General features: G+C 35.5%; 23 protein-coding genes. 14 read left to right on the top strand and 9 right to left on the bottom strand.

Going from position 1 to position 21,941, the window contains the following annotated elements:
• Nucleotides 1-70: 70 nt before the first annotated feature.
• On the bottom strand, nt 71-1,072 hold the full coding sequence (locus ACFJGY_RS00365; RefSeq protein WP_379966609.1) for a DUF4421 family protein: 1,002 nt from the start codon (nt 1,070-1,072) through the stop codon (nt 71-73).
• Nucleotides 1,073-1,199: 127 nt separating this feature from the next.
• Between ACFJGY_RS00365 and ACFJGY_RS00360 the strand changes: the two genes are divergently transcribed.
• Nucleotides 1,200-1,424 carry a hypothetical protein gene (locus tag ACFJGY_RS00360; RefSeq protein WP_379966606.1) on the top strand — a complete coding sequence of 75 codons (225 nt, stop codon included), beginning with the start codon at nt 1,200-1,202 and terminating at the stop codon, nt 1,422-1,424.
• Nucleotides 1,412-1,711 (top strand): type II toxin-antitoxin system RelE/ParE family toxin, encoded by a 300-nt coding sequence (locus ACFJGY_RS00355; protein WP_379966603.1) that lies wholly within the window; start codon nt 1,412-1,414, stop codon nt 1,709-1,711. Before ACFJGY_RS00360 ends, ACFJGY_RS00355 begins: the two co-directional genes overlap by 13 nt.
• Nucleotides 1,712-1,718: 7 nt before the next feature.
• Here the strand turns inward: ACFJGY_RS00355 and ACFJGY_RS00350 are convergent, their stop codons facing one another.
• From ACFJGY_RS00350 to ACFJGY_RS00330, 5 genes are all read right to left on the bottom strand, one after another.
• Entirely contained in the window at nt 1,719-1,862 is a 144-nt protein-coding gene (locus tag ACFJGY_RS00350; RefSeq protein ID WP_379966600.1) for a FeoB-associated Cys-rich membrane protein, read from the bottom strand.
• A 37-nt stretch (nt 1,863-1,899) separates the two neighbouring features.
• Nucleotides 1,900-3,936: a ferrous iron transport protein B gene (feoB, locus tag ACFJGY_RS00345; protein WP_379966597.1), complete on the bottom strand. Its 2,037-nt coding sequence runs from the start codon at nt 3,934-3,936 to the stop codon at nt 1,900-1,902.
• Complete coding sequence (locus ACFJGY_RS00340) at nt 3,936-4,190, bottom strand: ferrous iron transport protein A (RefSeq protein ID WP_379966594.1); 255 nt, start codon at nt 4,188-4,190, stop codon at nt 3,936-3,938. The genes feoB and ACFJGY_RS00340 overlap by 1 nt, the downstream gene beginning before the upstream one ends.
• Nucleotides 4,191-4,292: 102 nt before the next feature.
• Nucleotides 4,293-5,192, bottom strand: a complete 900-nt coding sequence (locus ACFJGY_RS00335; RefSeq protein ID WP_379966591.1) for a GLPGLI family protein — start codon at nt 5,190-5,192, stop codon at nt 4,293-4,295.
• Nucleotides 5,193-5,250: 58 nt separating this feature from the next.
• A complete protein-coding gene (locus ACFJGY_RS00330) occupies nt 5,251-6,000 on the bottom strand; it encodes a Rossmann-like and DUF2520 domain-containing protein (protein WP_379966588.1) in 750 nt (249 codons plus the stop codon).
• 140 nt (nt 6,001-6,140) lie between these two features.
• Between ACFJGY_RS00330 and ACFJGY_RS00325 the strand changes: the two genes are divergently transcribed.
• From ACFJGY_RS00325 to serS, 12 genes are all read left to right on the top strand, one after another.
• Complete coding sequence (locus tag ACFJGY_RS00325) at nt 6,141-6,698, top strand: RNA polymerase sigma factor (protein WP_379966585.1); 558 nt, start codon at nt 6,141-6,143, stop codon at nt 6,696-6,698.
• 16 nt (nt 6,699-6,714) lie between these two features.
• A complete protein-coding gene (locus ACFJGY_RS00320; RefSeq protein WP_379966582.1) occupies nt 6,715-7,293 on the top strand; it encodes a hypothetical protein in 579 nt (192 codons plus the stop codon).
• A 15-nt stretch (nt 7,294-7,308) separates the two neighbouring features.
• Nucleotides 7,309-7,905 (top strand): hypothetical protein, encoded by a 597-nt coding sequence (locus ACFJGY_RS00315; protein WP_379966579.1) that lies wholly within the window; start codon nt 7,309-7,311, stop codon nt 7,903-7,905.
• A 129-nt stretch (nt 7,906-8,034) separates the two neighbouring features.
• Nucleotides 8,035-10,179 carry a SurA N-terminal domain-containing protein gene (locus ACFJGY_RS00310; RefSeq protein ID WP_379966576.1) on the top strand — a complete coding sequence of 715 codons (2,145 nt, stop codon included), beginning with the start codon at nt 8,035-8,037 and terminating at the stop codon, nt 10,177-10,179.
• A gap of 118 nt (nt 10,180-10,297) precedes the next feature.
• A complete protein-coding gene (locus ACFJGY_RS00305) occupies nt 10,298-11,251 on the top strand; it encodes an MlaD family protein (protein ID WP_379966573.1) in 954 nt (317 codons plus the stop codon).
• Nucleotides 11,252-11,254: 3 nt separating this feature from the next.
• Nucleotides 11,255-12,571 (top strand): 4Fe-4S dicluster domain-containing protein, encoded by a 1,317-nt coding sequence (locus tag ACFJGY_RS00300; RefSeq protein WP_379966570.1) that lies wholly within the window; start codon nt 11,255-11,257, stop codon nt 12,569-12,571.
• Between the two features lie 50 nt (nt 12,572-12,621).
• Nucleotides 12,622-13,407 carry a (Fe-S)-binding protein gene (locus ACFJGY_RS00295; RefSeq protein ID WP_379970073.1) on the top strand — a complete coding sequence of 262 codons (786 nt, stop codon included), beginning with the start codon at nt 12,622-12,624 and terminating at the stop codon, nt 13,405-13,407.
• Nucleotides 13,408-13,563: 156 nt separating this feature from the next.
• Nucleotides 13,564-14,052, top strand: coding sequence for a hypothetical protein (locus ACFJGY_RS00290; RefSeq protein WP_379966567.1), 489 nt, complete (start codon nt 13,564-13,566; stop codon nt 14,050-14,052).
• Between the two features lie 28 nt (nt 14,053-14,080).
• On the top strand, nt 14,081-15,217 hold the full coding sequence (locus ACFJGY_RS00285) for a glycosyltransferase family 4 protein (RefSeq protein ID WP_379966564.1): 1,137 nt from the start codon (nt 14,081-14,083) through the stop codon (nt 15,215-15,217).
• A gap of 2 nt (nt 15,218-15,219) precedes the next feature.
• Nucleotides 15,220-16,461 (top strand): oligosaccharide flippase family protein, encoded by a 1,242-nt coding sequence (locus ACFJGY_RS00280; RefSeq protein WP_379966561.1) that lies wholly within the window; start codon nt 15,220-15,222, stop codon nt 16,459-16,461.
• A 31-nt stretch (nt 16,462-16,492) separates the two neighbouring features.
• A complete protein-coding gene (locus ACFJGY_RS00275; RefSeq protein ID WP_379966558.1) occupies nt 16,493-16,999 on the top strand; it encodes a hypothetical protein in 507 nt (168 codons plus the stop codon).
• 77 nt (nt 17,000-17,076) lie between these two features.
• Complete coding sequence (gene serS, locus ACFJGY_RS00270) at nt 17,077-18,345, top strand: serine--tRNA ligase (protein WP_379966555.1); 1,269 nt, start codon at nt 17,077-17,079, stop codon at nt 18,343-18,345.
• Between the two features lie 74 nt (nt 18,346-18,419).
• Here serS and ACFJGY_RS00265 read toward each other — a convergent pair whose 3' ends face one another.
• The 3 genes from ACFJGY_RS00265 to ACFJGY_RS00255 all read right to left on the bottom strand — a co-directional run bounded on the left by ACFJGY_RS00265 (nt 18,420) and on the right by ACFJGY_RS00255 (nt 21,881).
• Nucleotides 18,420-18,902: a PIN domain-containing protein gene (locus ACFJGY_RS00265; RefSeq protein WP_379966552.1), complete on the bottom strand. Its 483-nt coding sequence runs from the start codon at nt 18,900-18,902 to the stop codon at nt 18,420-18,422.
• Nucleotides 18,899-19,666 carry a hypothetical protein gene (locus ACFJGY_RS00260; RefSeq protein WP_379966549.1) on the bottom strand — a complete coding sequence of 256 codons (768 nt, stop codon included), beginning with the start codon at nt 19,664-19,666 and terminating at the stop codon, nt 18,899-18,901. The genes ACFJGY_RS00265 and ACFJGY_RS00260 overlap by 4 nt, the downstream gene beginning before the upstream one ends.
• A gap of 91 nt (nt 19,667-19,757) precedes the next feature.
• The gene (locus tag ACFJGY_RS00255; protein ID WP_379970071.1) at nt 19,758-21,881 is read right to left on the bottom strand and encodes a helix-turn-helix domain-containing protein; all 2,124 of its coding nucleotides are present in this window, start codon (nt 21,879-21,881) and stop codon (nt 19,758-19,760) included.
• Nucleotides 21,882-21,941 lie beyond the last annotated feature (60 nt).

Raw genomic sequence — 21,941 nt, 5'->3', positions numbered from 1 at the left:
TTGAATTTTAAGGTTTTTATTTAGAATGCAAATGTATTAAAAAGAAGTCGTTTTTATTATCAATTTTACATTATAGTACAGGTATTTTATCCTGAAATTTTTCATAAACCTTTTTTACTTTTGATGGCGGATCCAGCCTGTAACCAAAAAACAAAAGGACATAAAAATTATTTTGAAGGATGTTGGATCCGTTGTCATCATAATGATTACCGGAATAATTGAACTTGGATCCGAAAAATAATCTTTCAGAATTATAACCTAAATGAATTCCGGCTCCAAAATTCTGAGTGAAGTAATTTTGTTTTTCGCGTTCGTCTTTTGTAACATCACTTTTATAACTGCTCCATTTTTTTCCTAATCCTGCAAAAGCAAACGGCGCAATGTTGATGTGTTTTGTGATTACATAATTATAATAATATCCGGCATCAAAACTTAAATTTAATTGATGTTCTCTTGATTTGACCGAGTTCTGATTATCAGAAAAAATAAGATATTCGTAATTGAGAGACGGGATAAAACTTCCGCTGCTCTTTTTCTGCCATTCTTTTTGATAATAGATAGCTTTAAGAGAGAAATCTTTATTGAAAATATAGGAAGTAGAACCTCCAAAACTTTGAATTCTAAGATTCGGGAAAGTCAGATATGGGTCTTTCCCTTTTTGCCAGTTGCTCACAAAATCCTGAGTGTTACTGATGTAATAACCTTTGCTATTTTTGTAAGAAAGCGTCTGGATGATATTTTTCGGAAAAAATCTGAAATTGTAGCTCGTGAAACTGCTTTTTCCCTTCAAATTGTTGTTGTTTCCAGGAAAAAAATGTGGAGCAAAAGAAACTGTTGCACTTATTATTTTATAATCCAATCCAAAACTTGTATTGATCTGGTTATTAAGTTCCAGTCTTGGTTTTATATTCAATTCCTTGGAAGAAATAACGTAATCATCAACATTTGTGTCAAGATTCAGGCGGAGAATAATTTTATCGTCGTATGAAATTACTTTATCATTAATGCTGTCATTCTGTGCAGATATAAAAATGCAAAGATTGAGAAGTATAAAAGTGAAAGTTATTTTCAACAGCTTTAATTTCTAAAGCTAAAATTAGTGACTTTTTTTGTATTAATAACAGAATAGGTGGTTGATTTGAAAATTACGAACTCCCCAAAAATCCATAATTATTTATAACTTTGTAAAAAGCAAAAATATGAATGCCTTTATCATACATCCTGCAAATCAAGAAGAAGCCAGCTTATTGGAAAGTCTTTTGAAAAGAATGAAGTTTTCCTTTGAAAAAATTTCTGAAGAAAAAACAAATGTTTCTACAGAAGAAATAATTTCTATTAATAAAGGAATTGATGAAGCAAACGAAAATAAACTGACTAACAGTTCGGAAGTTCATAAAAAAGCTAGAGCATTATGTTCGAAATAAAATGGACTGCAGAAGCAGAAACATTATATTTTGAAACCTTAGAATATTGGATTAATCATAATAAATCCAATACTTATGCTTTGAAAATAATAGATGAAGTAGAGAGGAAAGAAAAATTAATAGCGGAGAATCCTTTTATTGGTGCTGTAGTTTTTGGTACAAAAGATGAAGTCAGAAGAGTTTTAGTTTTGGAAAATTTCTCAATTCATTACAGAATTCGGAAAACGATAGTAGAAATTGTATCTTTTTGGGCAAATAGAAAAGATCTCTCTAGTCGTAATTTATAATTCTATACTAAGAACAACCGCAATCCGGTCCGCAATTTTTCCCGTCTTTCTTTTTGGAAAATGTTTTAGAAAATTTCATGAAAGTAAAATAAAGTGCTGCCAAAACTAATAATCCGATGATTGCGTACTGTATGATAATTGAGTTTTCCATTTTAATTAATTTTCCCTTTTAAGGTATAGAATAAAAATTATTTGAGAACCTGATAAGCAATTAATGCCGAAAAATATGCCAGAAGAGTCATCGCAAAAGTCTGTAGCAATGTCCATTTCAAACTCTGGGTTTCTCTGTAAACAACAGCAATTGTAGAAATACACTGCATTGCAAATGCATAGAAAAATAAAATCGAAACACCAGTTGCAAAGCTGAAAACCTTCTCGCCATTTGGGTGGACGTCCAGTCTCATTTTCTCTATCAATCGTCCTGCCGGAGCTTCGTCATCCAGGCTGTAAAGTGTTGATAATGTTCCTACAAACACTTCTCTCGCAGCAAAACTTGTCAGAATTCCGATTCCCATTTTCCAATCGTAACCTAAAGGTGCAATCGCAGGTTCTATTCCACGACCGATTTTTCCGAGATAGGATTTCTCTAATTTCACATTTGAAGCAACCGTTTGATTTTCTTTTTGAGAAGGTCCAAAATAGCTTAATGTCCAAAGAATAATACTGACCGTGAAAATCACTTTTCCGGCGCCACTGATGAAGTCCCAAACCTTTCCTAAAACTAATTTGAAATCATATCCAAACAAAGGCATTTTGTAAGTCGGCAAATCCATTACAAGGAAACTTTTGACTTTGGTTTTAATTAAATTTTTGAGAATTAATGAAGAAAATAATGACATCCCAAAACCTATAAGATACATTGCCATCAAAGCAATCGCTCTGTATTTGATGCCATAAAAATTTTCGTCCGGAATAATCAATCCGATGATGATACTGTAAACCGGCAATCTCGCAGAACAAGTCATAAAAGGCGTTACGAGAATCGTAATCAATCTTTCCTTTATATTTTCGATATTCCTGGTGGACATTATTGCAGGAATTGCACAAGCCGTTCCGGAAACCAATGGAACGATACTTTTTCCATTAAGTCCAAAAGGGCGTAAAAATCTGTCCATCAAAAAGATAACTCTTGCCATATAACCGGAATCTTCCAATAGATAAAGGAAGTAAAGTAAAATCCCAATTTGTGGTGCAAAAATCACGATCCCGCCAATTCCTGGGATAATTCCATTTGAGATCAAAGAATTGATCGGACCTTCCGGCAGATGGTCTGCTGAAAATGTTGATAACCAGCTGAATGAACCTTCGATCCAGTTCATTGGATATTCTGCCAGAAAGAAAACACTTTGGAAAATCAGCAATAAAATCAAAAGAAAAATCAAGTATCCCCAAACAGGATGAACCAAAATCCGGTCTAATTTTTCAGTTAAAAGTTGTTTTCTCTGAGGGATTTTTTCTGTCGTTTCAGAAATTATTTTATCAATATTCTGATATCTCCTTACTGTTTCCTGAATCTGAAGTCGTTTTGGGACATTGCATTTTGCATCTTCCTGGGTGATAATTTCATTGATTCTTTCGATCTTTCCGAGATAAGTATCCGCAGCTAAAAGCGTCCAGATTTTATACAGGTTTTGATCTTTTGTATTCTGAGATATTTTATAAACCAAGCCTTTTTGCTCAATCGGAATTTCAAAAGTGCTTTGAGAAGATTTCTTGAATTTATTATTAAAAATTGTTTCACGGATTTCCTCAATGCCAATATGTTCTTTGGCATTGGTTCTTAAAATATCGACATTCAGTTTCTTAGAAAGCGCATCTGTGTTTATTTTAATGCCTCGTTTTTCGGCCTCATCAATTTGATTCACAACCATCAAAATCGGAATCCCAAGATCCTGAATCTGTTGAAACAGAAGAAGACTGCGTTTCATATTGATGGCATCGGCAATATAAAGAACACCAACATAATTTTCCTGTTCCTGAATCAGATATCTGGAGAAAATCGCCTCGTCTTCCGAAGTTGGGTAGATGCTGTAAGAACCCGGGAGATCTGTGATTTCTACTTCTTCGTTTTTGAAAATATAATTTCCGGAAAGGCTTGCAACAGTAACACCTGCGTAATTTCCGGTCTTTTGTTTTCTGTTACACAGACTGTTGAAAAGCGTGGATTTCCCGACATTTGGGTTGCCCACCAATAAAATCTGTTTTTGTGTTTTCTGACTCTGCATTATCCCAAAACTTCTACCTTGATGAATTTTGCTTCCTCTTCCCGCAATGCTACTTTTGTCTTCTCAGAACCATATTCTATGTAAAGCGGACCTCCAAAAGGTGCCTGATAGAGAACCTGAAAAGAGGTTTCCGGAAGAAGTCCCATTTCCAGAATTTTTGTAGGCATCTGCAGATTATCATTGTCATAACCTGTGATCTTCCCCAATTTATTCTTAGGAAAGCAGCACAATTTATCAATATGTTTATTTTGCAAAATTCATCGTTTTAGAATTGCAAATATAGCTTGTTTTAAATTAATCTAAATAAGGATTTTAATCATAAAAAAACCGGGAAGTAAAATTTCCCGGTTTTTAATTTATTTTTTCTTTTTGTCTGCAACAACTGGCAGTTCTATAGGATTGTCATTGGCATTGAAGAAATCTTTTGCGATTTTTTCTTGATTCTTCATCATTTCTCCGATGGTGACATCACTTCCAGGCATTTTCATAGACAGCATATTTTGCGGAACCTGAGCCCGCCATTCTGCCATCGGGTCTTGTTTGTAAGCGGTGTAAGCTTTGTCAAACTTGTCTTTCGGAATTATTTTTTTCTCATTACTTACCATTCCCGACTGCGCCTGCAAATTTTCTACATAAGAGAATTCTTTCCAGTCCTTTACCGTTTTATTTCCCGATAATAACCAGGAATAGTTTTTACCTTCATCCTCAATTTTTACAATAAGTCCCGGTAATCCGTAGAATTTATATGGACCGTCCTGAAAAGGAAGATCAGTCGAGAACCAGGCCGTCCATTTTCTGCCGCCAAACTCAGTGGTTGCTTTTTGCGTATTGTATTCTCCAATTTTTTCTTTATCAGAAAGAATTTTCCAGTCGAATTTTATGGACTCTTCGTAAGCGAAAAGGTTTTTGCTGATTCTGTCAACGTATTGCTCTTTCATATCAGGATATATTTTGTAAATCTTGAAAGAAAATTTTGGCATTTTTATAGATTTTGACAGGTCTTTCCAGGCTTTTGTTTTCTGCATTTCTTCCACAGCAATTTTTATGATAGAATCCTGTGCAGTAATTGTAAAATCCTGATAGATGGATTTGTCTTTTACGATGTCGAGCGTAGCCATCACCTTATCAATTTTCGCTGAATCTTTTTTGGGCTTAAAGCTTAATTCATAGAAAAAACGATTCGCAGTTTCCTGTGCAAATACCATCGTTCCGAATAACAAAATTGGAAGAATAAATAATTTTTTGAGAGATTTCATATTGTTTTACTTTTTGTTTCTGAATAATTAGTGCAGGATTAAGGAAAATGTTACAGAATTACTCATACATTTTTTTGATTGATTCATTCAGAGTCTTGTAAATATTGAGTTGTTCTTCATTTTTAATCAGTTCTTCGTGGAGTTTCAGGACTCTCTTGTCACCTCTTACGGCTGGTCCGGTTTGAGCAGATTTGGGATCCAGATGATGGATTTTTTCAACAGTTTCATTAATTAAGGGGAGAAAATAATTAAAATCAAGATCCTGAGAATCTGAAATTTCTTTTGCTCTGGCAAACAGATGATTCACGAAGTTGCAGGCAAAAACTGCGGTAAGATGGATGTATTTTCTTTTTTCGTAAGTAGAAATTTCAACATTGTCGGAAATAATTGACGCTAATTCTACCAATGATTTTTCGTCGATTTGATCTTCAGCTTCAATGAAAAAAGGAATTTTTGAATAATCAAGATCTTTGGTTTTTGAAAAGGTTTGTAATGGATAAAAACTTGCTTTTCTGTAATTGCCTTTCAGAATTTCTTTTGGAAGAGAACCAGAAGTGTGAGCAACGAGTGCATTTTCATTTTTAATTAATTCAGACACATTTTCAACGGACGAATCGGAAACGGCGATGATATAAAGTTCAGCATCTTCAAGATTTTCAATTGAATAAGGAATGTTGAATTCTTCAGAAATCTTTGCAAGTTCAACTTCATTACGACTAAAGATCTGATGAACCTTAATTTTATTTTGAGTGAACGCTTTTGCTAAATGATAGGCAACATTTCCAGAGCCGATAATGACTGTTTTCATAGGAACAAATATAAGAATTTGATGATTTGATTTTAATTATAATCAGGAAAGGCTCGATTTTAGATTTAGGTTTATTCAAAGAAATTCAAAAAATAATTTAACTTTGGTCTTATTTTTTAATCAAAACTACGAACATCTGAATGAAGCTCAAAGATGAGGAAATTGTAAATCTCTTCGCTAAACCACAAACGGTAGAGAAGGGTTTGCGCGCAATGATGGATGCTTATCAGAGTCGTCTTTATTGGCATATTCGGCGGTTGATAGTAGATCACGACGGCGCTCAGGATGTTTTGCAGGATACCTTTATAAAAGCGTATCAGAATATTCATCAGTTCAAAAATGACAGCAAGCTGTACACCTGGTTGTACAGAATTGCCACGAATGAGGCTTTACAAGCACTCAATAAAATGAACCGGATGAAAAAGACCGACGAGGATGCAGAATATCATATGCAGAATCTGGTAGCAGACAATGCAGGGCAGGATGCAGAAGAAATACAGGTTTTTTTGCAAAAGGCAATTCAAACCCTGCCGGAAAAGCAAAAGCTGGTGTTCAATCTGAGGTATTATGACGATTTGCCTTATGAGGAAATTTCGAAGATTCTGGATATGTCTGTCGGGACTTTGAAAACGAATTATCATTACGCTAAAGACAAAGTAGAACAATATATTAAGGACAATTACTCGCAGGAGTTTTAATAGAAAATAAAAAGAAATGAAAATAGATATAGAAAAACTGAATAGAAAAATGCCATATCCGGAACCTTCGGAGGATTTCTTCAATAAAATTCAGGCTAATGTTATTTCACAAACTGTTGGAAAAAATCCGGTTGTGGTGAAAAAAGAAGCTAAAGTTTTTTCCCTGAATATAAAATGGATGGCTGCAGCTGCAATTGTTTTGATTGCTGGTCTGACTGCATTTTTTAACTTTAATAATGATCCTGAAGTTTCTATTGCGCAGCAAAAACCAATTGTTGATAGTGTTTACGAAATTGAAAAACCAGTTCAGCAGACATCAACTGAATTAATAGCAAAAAATAATATTTCGACAGAAACTCAGAATGAAATTTCGAAACCAAAACATTTGAAATCTCATTCAGCATTAGCTTCTTCTGATTCGAAAAATAATGTTTCAGTTACCAGAAATAATAGTGACATGCAGGATTATGCCTTTGAGACTAAGAAAAGACCAGAAGCTGAAGTTGAAAAAGTGCTTGCTGCTTTTACACCTGATCAGTTGAAAGACTTAGATAAAAACAGCGAACAAGACGTATATCTTGATCTGTATAATTAATTAAAAATCAGAAAAATGAATAAATTCTTATTAATTATTTTGATTGCCGGATTATCCACAGGCCACACCGTTAACGGACAGCAAAGGACTACAGGAAATACAGCGGGGAGAACAGCCACACCCTCCGGATACAGAAATAGTCCTGCAAATTCATTTTCACCATCTGGAACCGTGCAGAGACAACAGAGTATTCCTAAAACTTCTGAATGGAGAACGATGAATATGCAGGAGAAAAAGGAAGCTGTCAACAATATGTCAGCTAAAGACAGATCTGTTTTTCTGCAAAAAATGAAAGAAAATATTGTGATTGATGATCTTGATATTTCTAAAGATAAAGAAGACGAGTTTAAAGCATTGTACGCGGAATATCAGAACAATCAGAAGCAAATTAAGGAAAAATTCCTGGTTGATAAAAATGTTGAAAATTTATCCAATGAAGAAGCAACAAAACGCCTCAACCAAAGTTTCGAAGTAGGGCAGCAGCTTCTCAATAACAGACGAACTTATGCCGATAAATTCTTAAAACTCCTCACTCCGCAGCAGGTTTTGACGCTTTTCCAGACAGAAGGAAAAATGCGGGACAAAATGCTCGATAAGAAAAATGATAAGTAAATCAAAACCTCTAATTTTTAGAGGTTTTTTTTATTTTATATCACACATTCACAAATGTTTCTAAATAATTTTTCCTATTCTCTTAAAATTATGTATTTTCGCACACTGATTATAAACATATAATATAAAATGGCAATTTTAGGCGAAATTAGAAAAAGATCGTGGCTATTAGTAGGAGTTATTGCATTAGCACTTTTGGCTTTCTTGGTAAATCCTGGCACTATAGACAAGGTTTTTGGTAAAAATCCAAACATTTTGGGTAAAGTAAATGGGGATGAGATCACAAGAGACGAGTTCAATGACCAGCTGTTCATTATGCAGCAACAGGCGCAACAGCAGGGACAGCCAACAAAAGGCTTGGAAGAGCAGGCGTGGCAGATTCTTGTACAGTCAAAATTGATCAAGCAGCAGTTTGAAAAAACAGGTCTTACGCTTACAGATGAAACATTTTGGAGCCAATTGCAATATGACCCGATTTTCGCTCAGAATCAACAATTCTTTGATGAGAAAGGGAATTTTAAATTACAGGAGTTCAAATCCAGAATAGAAAAATCTCAGACAGAAAGTCCGGACGATTATAATTTCTGGATGAAAAATAAAAAAGCAATCGAATACAGAATGATGGCCAGAATGCTTTTTGGTAACATTACTTCCGGAATCACAACCAGCAAAAAGGAAGCTGAATTGATGGTGAAATTCCGTGATGAGGTGGCAAACATCGATTTTGTAAAAGTTGATTACCTGGATTTTGCTAAGAAAAATAATATAAAAGTAACAACTCAGGATCTTGCAGATTATATCAAATTGCATCCGACAAGATTCAAAGCTACAGCCAGCAGAAATATTGCCTATGCTTATTTCCCAGCGGCGCCAAGTGCTTCTGATGATGCAGCAACACTTAACGAAATCAACAAACTTTTCCTTAAAGGAACGGATGCTTCCAACGGAACTGAGAACTTCCAGAATACCAAGAATGATTCTATGTTCGTAGAGCTTAATTCTGATGTGCCTTTCATTCCTCAGTATGTAAGCCCGACTCAATTGCCAACTGAGTTGAAAGATAAAATTGCAACGGCAGCTATCGGACAGACTTTTGGTCCTTACAAAGAGCAATCGCTTTACGTAGTTTCAAAATTATTGGATAAAAAAGCTTCGGATTCTACTTTGTCAAAACATATCTTGATTGCTTACAAAGGTGCAGAAAGATCTACTGCAACAAGAACAAAAGAAGCAGCGAAAAAAATTGCTGACAGTCTATTAGTAGTAATCAAAGCTGATCCGGCAAAGTTTGCAGATGGTCTTAAATTATCTGACGAGCCAAACGCTGTTGAAAGAAACGGAAGCGTTGGTTGGACAACACCGGCAAGTCAGTTTGCGCCTGGATATCTTAGCTTCTTGGCAAATAACGCAAAAGGTGCTACAGGATTGCAGGAAACAGCTTTTGGATACCACATCATCAATGTTGAAGATAAGAAAAGCGGTGCAATGACTTATAAAATTGCTCACCTTGCGAAAAATATAAAAGCTTCTGACAAAACTGAAAATCAAGTTCTTACTCAAGCTACAAGATTTATCCAGCAGACTCAGGGGAAAAGCTTTAACGATTTCAAGAATATCGCTGAGAAAAACAAATACAAATTTGAAAACCCAAAAATGGTAAGCCGTTTCCAGGGAACACTTCCAGGACTTGGAACTGACAAAGATGGAGACATTATTTCTTGGGCATTTGATAAAAAGAGAGAGATTGGAGATACAGATATTTTCACAGTAGACGGTACTGGCGACAGAATCGTAGCTTACGTTGTAGGAAAACAGGATGAAGGTCTTGCTGATCCGGAAACTGTAAGAGATCAAATAGAGCCAATCGTAAAAAATAAAATTCTTGCTAAGAAAATTGTAGAGAAAATTAATTCAGGAAAATACGCTTCTCTTGACCAGGCTGCAAAAGCATTTGGTGCAACAAAAGGAAGCGCTGCCGTTAATGTTTTCAATCCTTCTGTAGTAGGTGCAATGGAACCTAAGGTTGCAGGTGCTGCATTCGGAGTTGCTGTTAACAAATTGTCTCAACCAGTAGAAGGGATGACAGGTGTTTATTTAGTAGTTAAAAAATCAGTAACGACTAATAAGCTGCCAGGAGATATCAAACAGATTACAGAATCTATTACTCAACAGAATTCTCAGCAATTTACAGGAGCGTTCCTGAAGAGTCTTCAGGATAATGCAAAGATCAAGGATTATAGAATTGAAGTTTGGGATAAAACAGTTCAACAATAATTTTTAAATTATTTAAGAATAAGCAAAAGCGGCATAATTGTCGCTTTTGTTGTTTTTTATTTATATCAATTATAAATCCAATATTCATATATTTGCTAATTAGTAAAACCCACAAAACGTGAAATTAAGTAAAGAATTAAAAACAGGGCTGATAGCTATTTTTGCCATTATAGGTTTCGTTGTACTGTATCAATTTATGAAAGGGAAAAACCTTTTTACAACAGACAATGTTTTCTATGCAAAATATGATAATGTTGAAGGACTTTCTGTTTCCAACCCGGTCTCTATTAATGGACTGAAAGTTGGACAGGTAGATGAAATAAAACCGCTCACAGCCAAAGACGGGAAATTATTTTTCGTTGTAAAACTTACAATTGATGATACATTCGAGTTTTCTAGAAATTCTACCGTAGAGATTTTCGAACCAGGATTGATGTCCGGAAAAGAAATGAAGATCAACTTATTTTACGGTGGAGAAACAGCCAAAGATGGCGATACATTGAAAGGAAACTATCAGCTATCGATGCTTAACTCGCTATCATCACAGGTGAAACCAGTAAAAGATCAGCTGTCAAATGTCTTATTAAAGTTAGATTCTACTTTAGCTAGCACAAACAAAATTGTCGATGAGCAAAACAGAAGAGAAATCAAGTTGTTGCTTTCAAATCTTAACAGAACCATCGAATCCTTCAAAGGGACTTCTGACAGAACTAACTCAATACTTGCAAGTAATGAAAAAGGTCTGCACGAAGTGGTTGCAAATGCAAACGCTGCAATGCTGACGGCGAACAAAACACTTGACAAATTTGGAGGTGTTGCAGAACGTGTCGATATTGATAAATTGAATGGAACAATTGAACAATTCAACCAAACGGCTGGAAAACTAAATAACGTTATTTCCGGCATACAAAACGGCGAAGGTTCTCTTGGTAAATTGGCAAAAGATGAAGAGCTTTACAACAATCTAACTAAGACTTCGAAGAATCTGAATGAGTTGGTGGAAGACTTTAAACTCAACCCCAAGAGATACGTGAACTTCTCGGTTTTTGGCAAAAACGCTGACAAAAAGTAACCTATGCAATATATTGATAATGTTATTTTCCTGATTCTTTTAATTGCTGGTTTCGGACTGTTTTTTAAAAGTCTGAAAGAGATTTACCGCAATATCAAATTAGGAAGAGAGATCAACAGAACAGATAGAAAAGCAGAACGCTGGGCAATTATGACCAGAGTAGCGCTTGGACAGAGTAAAATGGTAAAACGCCCGATTGCAGGGATTTTACACATCTTCGTTTATGTTGGTTTTGTGATTATCAATATAGAGTTGTTAGAAATCATCATAGATGGGATTTTTGGAACGCATCGATTTTTATCCGGTGTTTTAGGAGATTCTTTCTATTCATTTTTTACATCAAGTTTAGAAGTTTTAGCTTTATTGGTTGTTGTTGCTGTCGTGGTATTTTTCATCAGAAGAAATTTCTACGGTGTAAAAAGACTGACGATGAAAGAGCTTTTCGGCTGGCCAAAGAAAGATGCTAATTGGATTTTGATCATCGAATTTGCTTTGATGGTGGCTTTCTTCACAATGAACGGAGCCGATTATTATTCTGATGCAAATCGATTTGGAAGTAATTTTCCAATCTCTAAACACATCTTCCCGTTCTTTCAAAACTTTAGTTTAGAAACACTTCACATCGTTGAGAAATCCGCTTGGTGGTTTCACTTTATCGGGATTTTGTTCTTTATGAATTATCTTTATTATTCAAAACATCTACACATCATATTAGCTTTCCCAAATACTTGGTTTTCTAACCTTGAGAAAAAAGGGAAATTCAATAATCTGGATTCTGTTACTAAAGAAATCAAATTGATGATGGATCCAAATGCAGATCCTTACGCCGCTCCGGCTGAAGGTGTAGCAGAGGTTCCATCGAAATTTGGTGCAGAAGATGTTTTTGATCTCAATCAGCATCAATTAATGAGTGCTTATTCTTGTACAGAGTGCGGAAGATGTACTTCGGTTTGTCCTGCAAATATTACTGGAAAAAAACTGTCTCCAAGATTGATTATGATGAAAACCAGAGACCGTCTGGAAGAAGTCGGAAAAAACATCAATAAAAACGGAGGTAAGTTTGTAGATGACGGCAAAAAACTTATTAACGATTATATTACTAAAGAAGAACTTTGGGCTTGTACTACTTGTAATGCTTGTGTAGAAGCTTGTCCGGTTCTCATTGATCCTTTGTCAATTATTTTCGAAATGAGAAGATTCTTAGTAATGGAGCAATCTGCCGCGCCACAAGAATTAAACCTTATGATGACGAATGTGGAAAATAATGCCGCACCATGGCAGTACAATCAGGCAGATCGTCTGAATTGGGCGAAAGATTAACTTTAAGTAAAAGTACATTTTACATTAATACAAAATACATTTTACAACAAATGGATTTCACTATAAAAACAATGGCAGATTACGCTGCTGAAGGCAAATCTCCTGAAGTTCTCTTCTGGGTTGGCTGCGCCGGAAGCTTCGATGACCGTGCGAAAAAAATAACCAAAGCATTCTGCAAAATTCTTAATAAAATCGGAGTAGAGTTTGCTGTTCTGGGACAGGAAGAATCCTGTACAGGCGATCCTGCGAAACGTGCCGGAAACGAGTTTGTGTTCCAAATGATGGCTTTGACCAATATCGAGGTTCTGAATGCTTACGAAGTCAAAAAGATCGTAACGGCTTGCCCGCATTGTTTTAATACTTTGAAAAATGAATATCCAAGCCTGGGCGGAAATTATGAAGTTTTGCATCATACTCAATTCTTGAAAGATTTGATGAATGAAGGCAGACTAAAAATAGAGGGCGGAAGTTTCAAAGGTAAAAAAATTACTTTTCACGATCCTTGTTATCTTGGAAGAGGCAATGACGAATACGAAGCACCAAGAATGCTTCTGGAAAAACTGGATGCAGAATTGGTAGAAATGAAACGCTGCAAAACCAACGGACTCTGTTGTGGAGCTGGCGGTGCACAGATGTTCAAAGAGCCTGAAAAAGGGAATAAAGACATCAATGTTGAGAGAACAGAGGAAGCTCTTTCTTTCGAACCAAAAATCATTGCAACTGGTTGTCCTTTCTGTAATACGATGATGACCGATGGTGTAAAACATTTTAATAAAAATACAGAAGTTGAGGTTAAAGATATCGTAGAGCTTTTAGCAGAAGCGGACGATCTTTAAATTTTAATCGCTTTTTAGAAATACAAGCCTGGATTAATTCCGGGTTTTTCGTTTTAATAGAATTGGATAAAAATCCGTAATTTTATACTTTTAAATCTCTTATTGAAATCGCCAAAAGTGATTTCATTGGACAACTGAACCAATAAATATCTTCTTATGAAAATCGAGGAATCAAATATTGTAGAAACGAACGATTATCGCGTCATCATATATCCGGCTTCAAGACCTTTTACAGCGAAGGAAAGCAAAACAATTGCGGAGAAATTATATGATTTCTTAGGTGATTGGGCAGCTCACGGGAAAGAACTGTCCTCTTCTTTTAAGATTGAAAAAAATCAGTTCATTATCATTTGTGTAGATGAGGAAAAAGAAGCAGCTTCCGGTTGCAGTATTGACGCTTTGGGAAAAGTGATGAGAGAATTGGACGGTGAATTTGATCTTGGATTATTCGATAGGATGAAAGCCAGCTTCATAGAAAACGGCGAAGTCAAAACTTTGAAACTTTCTGATTTTAAAAATAAAATAAGAAGCGGCGAACTGTCAAAAGACATCGAGGTTTTCGATTTTTCCAAGAATACTTATCTTGATTTTCTGAGCCATTTTATTCAGCCTTTCGCCAGAAGTTGGGCATCGTCTATTTCTTAGTTTTTAGAATTAATTTCAAAATCAAACTTTGAAAATCCTTTTCATTTCTTCCTGGTTTCCGAACAAGCTGGAACCTACAAACGGCAACTTCGTACAGCGTCATGCAGAAGCTGTAGCTTTGCAGCACGAGGTAGAAATCCTTCATACAATAGGAGACTTTGACCAAAAAGAAACTTTTGTTTTTGATGATAAAGTCATCAACGGAATCAGAACTTTGATTATTTATTACAAAAATTCCAAAAATCCGGTTCAGAATTTCCTGAGAAGAATGAAAGCTTACAAAATGGGATTTGCGAAAATGCAGAAACCGGATCTTGTTCATGCTAATGTGCTTCATAACAATATGCTTTTTGCAGTTTATCTTAAAAAGAAATATAAAATTCCGTTTGTTGTGACCGAACATTGGACAGCGCTGCAAAAACAAAATCTCAACAAAACTTCCGGAAATATCAAAAGAATTGCAAAATTCATCGCAAAAAATGCGGGTTTCATTCTTCCGGTAAGCGAAAATCTATTGGAAAGTTTGAAGATGATCGGAATCAAAACACCGATGAAAGTGATTTCAAATGTTGTAAATACAGAGATTTTCGACATCAAATCTACGGATCAAAATTCAACAATAAAATTCCTTCACGTTTCCAGTCTGATTCCCAGAAAAAGACCGGATAAAATTATTGAAACCGTTCATCAGCTTAAACAAAATGGTTACGATGTTTCGCTTGAAATTGGTGGCGACGGCGATACGGAAACACTTAATAATCTTGTTATGAAACTAGGTGCAGAAAGCTATATTTCTGTTTTCGACGAGATCAGTTATTCCGAAGTTGCAGAGAAAATGCAGACTTCCGATTGTTTTATTCTCTTCAGCGACAACGAAACACAGGGTTGTGTGATTCTGGAATCTTATGCGTGCGGAAAACCTGTTATTGCTACAGCAGTTGGCGGCGTCCCGGAATTTGTAAAACCAGGTTTAGGTGTTCTCATAGAAAAAGCAAACGAAAAGGAACTTTATGAGGCAATGAAAAACTTCGCAGAACAGAAAATGAATGTCCAAAGTCCAGAAGTTCTGAGACAATTTGTGATAGACAATTTCTCCAAAGAAAGCATCTGCAGACAGTTCACCGAAGTTTATAAAAATATTCTTTCAACATCTGACAGCCAATAAAGATGAACAGCCTCAAAGACTTTCTAAACGGTTTTCTCAAAAACAAAGGACATTATGTTTTTCTGTCTTTTTTGATTGCCAAGATTTGTGGCTTTTTGAGTTCTATTGTTATCATCAGACTTTTATCTGAGAATGACTACGGAATTTTAAGTATTGTAATGTCTGTTTTTGCTATTTTCCTTCCTTTTTCCGGATTGGGAAGCAATCAGATTTTACTTAGATACGGATCTATTTCTCTTAACGATGACAAAAGAAAACTGTCGTCTTATCTTTTTTTCAAAGGTTTTTTTTATGAAGTCTTATTGATCTTGGTTTTTCTGGGATTTTCATTTTTTTACGGCGAGAAATATGAAAATGTCTATGTGATATTTTTGTTTTGCGGCATCAGGTTGTTGGGGTTTTATCTTTCAAACCATATCCAGACCTATTATCGGATTACAGGGAAAAATAATGTTTTTGCCAGAGTCAACAATGTTATCAATATCGGCGGATTTGTAATCTTAGTGATTTTTACGTATTTCTGGAAGTTTTATGGTTATCTTTTTGCCATTGCCATTATTCCATATTTGTCATTATTCTGGTTGAAGAAAGAGATATTTTCTACAAAAACGGATGAACCCGAGAATAAAAAAGAACTTTGGCGGTTTGGTATTTTCACGGCTCTTACATCAGTCATTTCCGAGACCTTGTTTTCTTTGGACATTCTCCTTTTGGGTTTTTTTATGAATGAAAATGCGGTTGCCAATTACAAAGTTGCCATATTATTACCTTCCAACATCCCTTTTTTGGCGATTAGTTTTATGCAGAGTGATTATCCGCTGCTTTCCAAAAATTATCAGAACAAGGCTTTTCTCACATCATATATCAAGAATTATTACAAAATTTTCATTCCCATTTGTTTAGGCATATTGCTGTTTTTTTATCTGTTTAAAAGTTTTTTGATCAAGTTTTTTTTCGGGGAAAATTATATAGAAAATGATAACCTGATGATGGTTTTGCTCTTTGGATTCACCTTTGGGATGTTATCCAGAAATCTGTTTGGGAATCTTCTGCCGGCTGTCGGTAAGATCGAAGTTAATACTTGGGTTTCTGTCATTTCTTTAGTTTTGTTAAGTATTGTTTCGTATTTTCTTGTTTCTTATTTCGGTATTTTGGGAATGGGAATTTCTCTGTCGGCTATGATTATTTGGGAAGGCTCCGCTTATCTGCTTTTCTTTAGGAATTATCTGAAAAATCTGACTTAATAAATTATTTTTTAGAATTATCTTTGCAAAGATGAAACTCAAGATATCCATAATTTTATCAGCCGTTATCCTATTGTTTTCCTGCCAGAGAGACGAGGACGAAATCCAGGCCATAGATCAGGTGCTGAAACTTTATATGCATAATGCGGACGGTCAGGATCTTCTTAATTCTAAAATACCGGGCTCATATTCTACGCCAACATTGCTTGATCTTCTTGGAGAGGAAAATGAGCAGGCTGTTTCCGGATACACATTTCCAAAAGATGCAGACACAGTGGTTTATATGGATTATCCTGCCGGTGCAATAAGACTTCTGAGGGATTCTTCTATCAGTCCGGAACAGAAAACTTATTATTCCAGATTTATTATCAGATTACCAAAAACGATTAATAACGTTGTCGTAAACGATGATGACACGATAGAAATCGAATACAACTGGACACCTTCTCTCTTTCAGCTCTCAAAACTTTGGTATAACAAAGAACTGAAATTTACAAAAATACAGGGACAGCCAAACATTGTCAGGATCGTGAAATAAAATCCTTAAATTTGCAATTATAGTCAGAATTGAAATGAAATTCTGTCAACCAACAACTATCAACCAACAACCAAACTATGTTACAGGTTAATTTTTTGCGCGAGAACAAAGAGCGCGTTTTGGAAGGCTTGAAGAAAAGAAGCTTCAAGGAATTAGATTTGGTCGATGCAGCCATCAATGCTGACGACGAAAGAAAAAAACTACAGTTTGAGCTGGACTCACAACTTTCCGAGATGAACAAAATTTCGAAAGAAATCGGAATTCTGATGAAAGACGGAAAAAAAGAGGAAGCCGAAGCTGCAAAATCCAAAACTTCGCAATACAAAGAATCAAGCAAAGAATTACAATCTCAACTTGGTGAAGCTGAAAAAGCGTTGATCAATATTCTTTATCAGATCCCGAATGTTCCTTACGAGAAAGTGGTTGCCGGCGTTTCTGCGGATGATAATGAGATCATTTATGAATCTACAACGGTTGAAGGTCTTGGCGAAGGCGCAATCCCACATTGGGAACTGGCCAAAAAATATAATTTGATCGATTTTGAATTAGGAGTAAAAATTGCAGGAGCTGGTTTTCCTGTTTATTTCGGAAAAGGGGCGAGACTGCAGAGAGCTTTGGTTCAGTATTTCTTAGATAAGAACGTGGATGCAGGTTATCTGGAAGTGAATCCGCCACACGTTGTGAACGAAGCTTCTGGTTACGGAACAGGACAATTGCCTGATAAAGAGGGACAAATGTACTATATCAACGCAGATGAGTTATATTTAATTCCAACCGCAGAAGTTCCGGTGACGAATCTTTACCGTGATGTTTTATTGGATGAGAAAGATCTGCCAATCAAAAATACGGCATTTTCACAATGTTACAGAAGAGAAGCGGGAAGTTACGGTGCTCACGTGAGAGGTCTTAACCGCCTTCATCAATTCGAAAAAGTAGAGATTGTACGACTTGAAAAACCGGAAAATTCTTACGCAGTTTTGGAAGAAATGGTAGACCATATCAAATCTATTCTGGAAGATCTTGAATTGCCTTACAGAATCCTGAGACTTTGCGGAGGCGACACAGGTTTTGCATCAGCAATGACTTACGACTTCGAAGTTTGGAGTGCAGCGCAGGAAAAATGGCTGGAAGTAAGCTCTGTTTCCAATTTCGAAACGTTCCAGGCCAATCGTTTGAAATGCCGTTACAAAGCGGACGGAAAAACGCAATTGGTTCACACGCTGAATGGTTCTGCAATGGCGTTGCCAAGAATTATGGCAGCATTGTTAGAAAATAATCAGACCGAAGAAGGAATCAGACTACCAAAGAAAATCGCAGAATATGCAAAGTTTGAATTAATTAATTAATTCAAATTCTCTTAATAATATCAAAGCCACAAAGTTTATTTGTGGCTTTTTTTATTTCAATAAAAGTGTAAAATTTAGAATAATAAGCCCAATCTATCTTTAAGAGGGATTGTTAAATCTAAATATTCAAAATTTAAGCCTTTATTTTCTTTCAAAGGCGTGATCATTTTAGGTAATGCTTTTCTATCTTTAGTGATGAATGCATCGATTCCTCTATTTTGTATTTGTGCAAAAAGTTTTAAATCATTAATTATAACTTTTCTTTCTTCAGTATTTCGTACATCTTCTTTATCCTTTAAAAATGCAAAATAATCGCCAGAAATTTTTGCATCTCCGTAATCAAATTCTAATATTTGAAAAGCATTTAAAGCTAACAAATTATCAGGGTTGTCCGCAACGGCATATTCACTAATGACAATCGTGGATAAATACAAAATAATATTATTCTCTAGAAAATATTGAAAATATTCTACGACAGTTTCGTGATGTTCGTCGTCAGCTTTTAATAATCGGGTTACAAAAGAATTATCTAAAAGAATACTCTCAATACCTTTCATATTCCTTCAGTTTTTAAACCATCAATCCACTGATCTAGATTAGTGATTTTATTCAAATTTTTAGATGCTCTGTCAATTATTTTATCTAGTAAAGACTTATCAAAAGCAGGACGATAATTAATGAATTCAACTAATTTCAAGTCATTGAATTTGCCATCCGAAAGACTTTTCTTTCCTTTAACCTTTACGCCATAAGGTTTATAAGTCTTCTTTTCTCCATCTAAAATTTGTTCTTTCGTGGCCGAGATTGTTACATTTCCAAACTTTGATGTTGAAATATGAATATTGGGATTTTTTCCACCTTCTTGATAAATTTCTCCATACAAATAAAACTCACTTTCATAAAATTGCGGAGCAATCATATCATAGTTGGTATTTGTATCAATAATTAATGATGATTCTTCTGAAAGTGAATTGTTAAACTCTATTGTAAACCCTTCTTTAATCGCTTTTTTTTGAAATTTATCAATGACCTCTTGACGTTTATAATCTAAAAAATCTAAAGATTTCCTTTTATGGATCTCTGTTGTAAGTCCATTAAAAAGAATAACTGCTGAAATTGGAAGATAAAATTTATGTTTTGCGGAACCAGATTCAATATCATAAGAAATTTGAGGACGTAATTTTTTTTCTTCTCGTGTTGGGTATAAGAATGTTTCGATGTCGGATATAACGTTTTTGATTTCGTTAATATCAACATCTTTAGGAGTCAATGAATTATTAATGTTATCAACTCTAATTTCTATGTAACCTTGTTCTTCCACGATTCAAAAATAGCAAAAAATAAAGATTACTATAAAATAAAATTCTATTTAAATATTCTAACTTGGGAAATTAATAAAAGTGCTATTGTTTTTACTTTAAATTCAAATAATAATTCCAGATCAACCTTATCTCTCCATAATCAAAATCATTAGGCAAAGCTGCTTTCCAATCGTTGATATTATCTTTTGGACTTTGTTTGAAAACCTTTTCAAAAGCGTCAACTTTTTCTTTCGGATAGATTCTTAGCAAATCATTTTTATCAAGTAAATTTTGTTCTGCATATTTTGATAAATGTCCAAAAATCGTAGAATTGACCAAACCTCGTTCTCTCGCAATTTCCGAAACCGTTTTCCCGTCTTGGAATAGTTGATAAGTCAAAACGTGCGTCGGAACTTTCTTGATCGCCATAGAAATCTCCGTATCTTTTTCTTTATCAAATAATGGTGTTTCCAATAGATGTACATCTTTCAAATCCTTCAGATATTCCTCCAGATCATCGAGCCAAACCCGGAAATCTTCATTGAAGGCTTTCAAACCTTTGACACCTTTGGTTTCGGAGTAAAAATCTTTGAGTGGTGAAAATATTTTTTCATTCACATTCGAGAAAAAGAAGTTGACAGCACCTTTTGCCTTAACTTCAACCTCGGTCCATTCTTCCTCACCTTTCAGGAATTTCTGGGTTTTCTGAACCAATATTCTCTCGAACTTCTGGAAAATAACCGTCAGATTTTCAATCTCAGATCTAAGCGTGATGTATAGCTTTTGCGCCTTGTCTTTATCAATGAATTTGCTGGTTTTTGTAGAAAGGTTGAAGTTTTCCAAAGCCGAAAGAAACCAGACACAATCGATTCTTCTGATGACTTTCTGAATGCTGTAATCATACTTTTCAGAATTGATGATCTCTTCCATTTTGGAATTGGCGTGCGTTTCATCCTGAAACTTCGAAACCCGTTTGTCACTGAAAATAACGTCCGGCGTGATCTTCGATTTAAGAATAATACCTTCCAAAGTCCGGCAACGTGACAGTGCCACATAAACCTGCCCGGAAGCAAAACTTTTTCCCGCATCAATAATCAATCGGTCAAAAGTTAAGCCTTGACTTTTATGAATCGTAACCGCCCAGGCCAAACGAATAGGAAACTGCTTGAAACTCCCTAAAACTTCTTCTTTAATATTTTTGTCAGCATCCAGAGAATAGCGTTTCTGCTCCCAGGTTTCTGCTTTCAAAGTGATTTCTTCTTCGCTTCCGTCGAGGACTACCGAGATTTCATCTTCATCCAAGTAAGAGATTTGAGCTAATTTTCCGTTGTAATATTTTTTGTCTGATGAAGTATCATTTCGGATGAACATAATCTGCGCTCCGATTTTCAGTTCCAGAACTTCATCATTCGGGTATTGCGTTTCCTTGAACTCGCCAACCACATCGGCATTGTACAAATGAGATCTTCCACCCAGTTCCTTCAGTTTTTTCTGATTGATATCGTCCGCCATTTTGTTATGCGAACAGAGATAAACATAAGCTTCATCCTTAGAGTCAAAATCAGGCTGGTATCTGGAATTCAGTAATTCAAAATCAATGTCTTCTGAGATTCCGTTTCGTATGGCATTTAATATTTCAAGGAAAACTTCATCGGTTTGACGGTAAACTTTTGTAAGTTCGATGGTGATCAATTTGACTTCTTCCAAAGCTTTGGCGTGAAAGAAGAAAGGAGAACTATAATATTTTGCCAAAACATATTCGTCCCGGACAACTGGAGGCAATTGATAAAGATCACCGATAAACAAGATCTGAACACCACCAAATTTCTGCTGATTCCTGCGGACATGTCTGAGGGAAAAATCCATCATATCAAGGACATCGGCGCGTAGCATTGAGGCTTCATCAATGACGATAATTTCGATTTCACGAAGCAGTTTCAGTTTGTCTTTCCGGTATTTGAAATGGACCATCAGATCGGCAATGTTATTCGCCATATTCTGATCGATTCTTTCTGTAGTGGGAAGAAAAGTCCTGAGTGGCAAACCAAACATAGAATGGATGGTGACGCCGCCGGCATTGATTGCTGCGATTCCTGTTGGTGCAACAACGATGTGTTTTTTCTTGGTTTTTTTGACAAAATCGTTCAGAAAAGTGGTCTTGCCTGTTCCGGCTTTTCCGGTAAGAAAGAGACTTCGGTTGGTGTGTTCGATCAGGTCAAAAAGGGAATCATTCATCGGGTCAAAAATAAGGAAAAAAGACTCAGGAGACAAGGCTTCGAGAACCTCAGCCTGACA

It is taken from the genome of Epilithonimonas sp. UC225_85, from assembly GCF_042695135.1.
Classification (GTDB): Bacteria; Bacteroidota; Bacteroidia; order Flavobacteriales; family Weeksellaceae; genus Epilithonimonas.
Note: the sequence above shows the minus strand (reverse complement) of the source record. Positions and strands in the feature narration are given on the sequence as shown.

Coding starts and splice junctions, on each gene's coding strand:
- ACFJGY_RS00265 (WP_379966552.1), bottom strand. CDS start 18,902: ATGAAAGGTATTGAGAGTATTCTTTTAGATAATTCTTTTGTAACCCGA.
- ACFJGY_RS00300 (WP_379966570.1), top strand. CDS start 11,255: ATGCAATATATTGATAATGTTATTTTCCTGATTCTTTTAATTGCTGGT.
- ACFJGY_RS00280 (WP_379966561.1), top strand. CDS start 15,220: ATGAACAGCCTCAAAGACTTTCTAAACGGTTTTCTCAAAAACAAAGGA.
- ACFJGY_RS00275 (WP_379966558.1), top strand. CDS start 16,493: ATGAAACTCAAGATATCCATAATTTTATCAGCCGTTATCCTATTGTTT.
- ACFJGY_RS00325 (WP_379966585.1), top strand. CDS start 6,141: ATGAAGCTCAAAGATGAGGAAATTGTAAATCTCTTCGCTAAACCACAA.
- ACFJGY_RS00355 (WP_379966603.1), top strand. CDS start 1,412: ATGTTCGAAATAAAATGGACTGCAGAAGCAGAAACATTATATTTTGAA.
- ACFJGY_RS00330 (WP_379966588.1), bottom strand. CDS start 6,000: ATGAAAACAGTCATTATCGGCTCTGGAAATGTTGCCTATCATTTAGCA.
- ACFJGY_RS00310 (WP_379966576.1), top strand. CDS start 8,035: ATGGCAATTTTAGGCGAAATTAGAAAAAGATCGTGGCTATTAGTAGGA.
- ACFJGY_RS00315 (WP_379966579.1), top strand. CDS start 7,309: ATGAATAAATTCTTATTAATTATTTTGATTGCCGGATTATCCACAGGC.
- ACFJGY_RS00295 (WP_379970073.1), top strand. CDS start 12,622: ATGGATTTCACTATAAAAACAATGGCAGATTACGCTGCTGAAGGCAAA.
- serS (WP_379966555.1), top strand. CDS start 17,077: ATGTTACAGGTTAATTTTTTGCGCGAGAACAAAGAGCGCGTTTTGGAA.
- feoB (WP_379966597.1), bottom strand. CDS start 3,936: ATGCAGAGTCAGAAAACACAAAAACAGATTTTATTGGTGGGCAACCCA.
- ACFJGY_RS00350 (WP_379966600.1), bottom strand. CDS start 1,862: ATGGAAAACTCAATTATCATACAGTACGCAATCATCGGATTATTAGTT.
- ACFJGY_RS00255 (WP_379970071.1), bottom strand. CDS start 21,881: ATGAATGATTCCCTTTTTGACCTGATCGAACACACCAACCGAAGTCTC.
- ACFJGY_RS00335 (WP_379966591.1), bottom strand. CDS start 5,192: ATGAAATCTCTCAAAAAATTATTTATTCTTCCAATTTTGTTATTCGGA.
- ACFJGY_RS00360 (WP_379966606.1), top strand. CDS start 1,200: ATGAATGCCTTTATCATACATCCTGCAAATCAAGAAGAAGCCAGCTTA.
- ACFJGY_RS00290 (WP_379966567.1), top strand. CDS start 13,564: ATGAAAATCGAGGAATCAAATATTGTAGAAACGAACGATTATCGCGTC.
- ACFJGY_RS00320 (WP_379966582.1), top strand. CDS start 6,715: ATGAAAATAGATATAGAAAAACTGAATAGAAAAATGCCATATCCGGAA.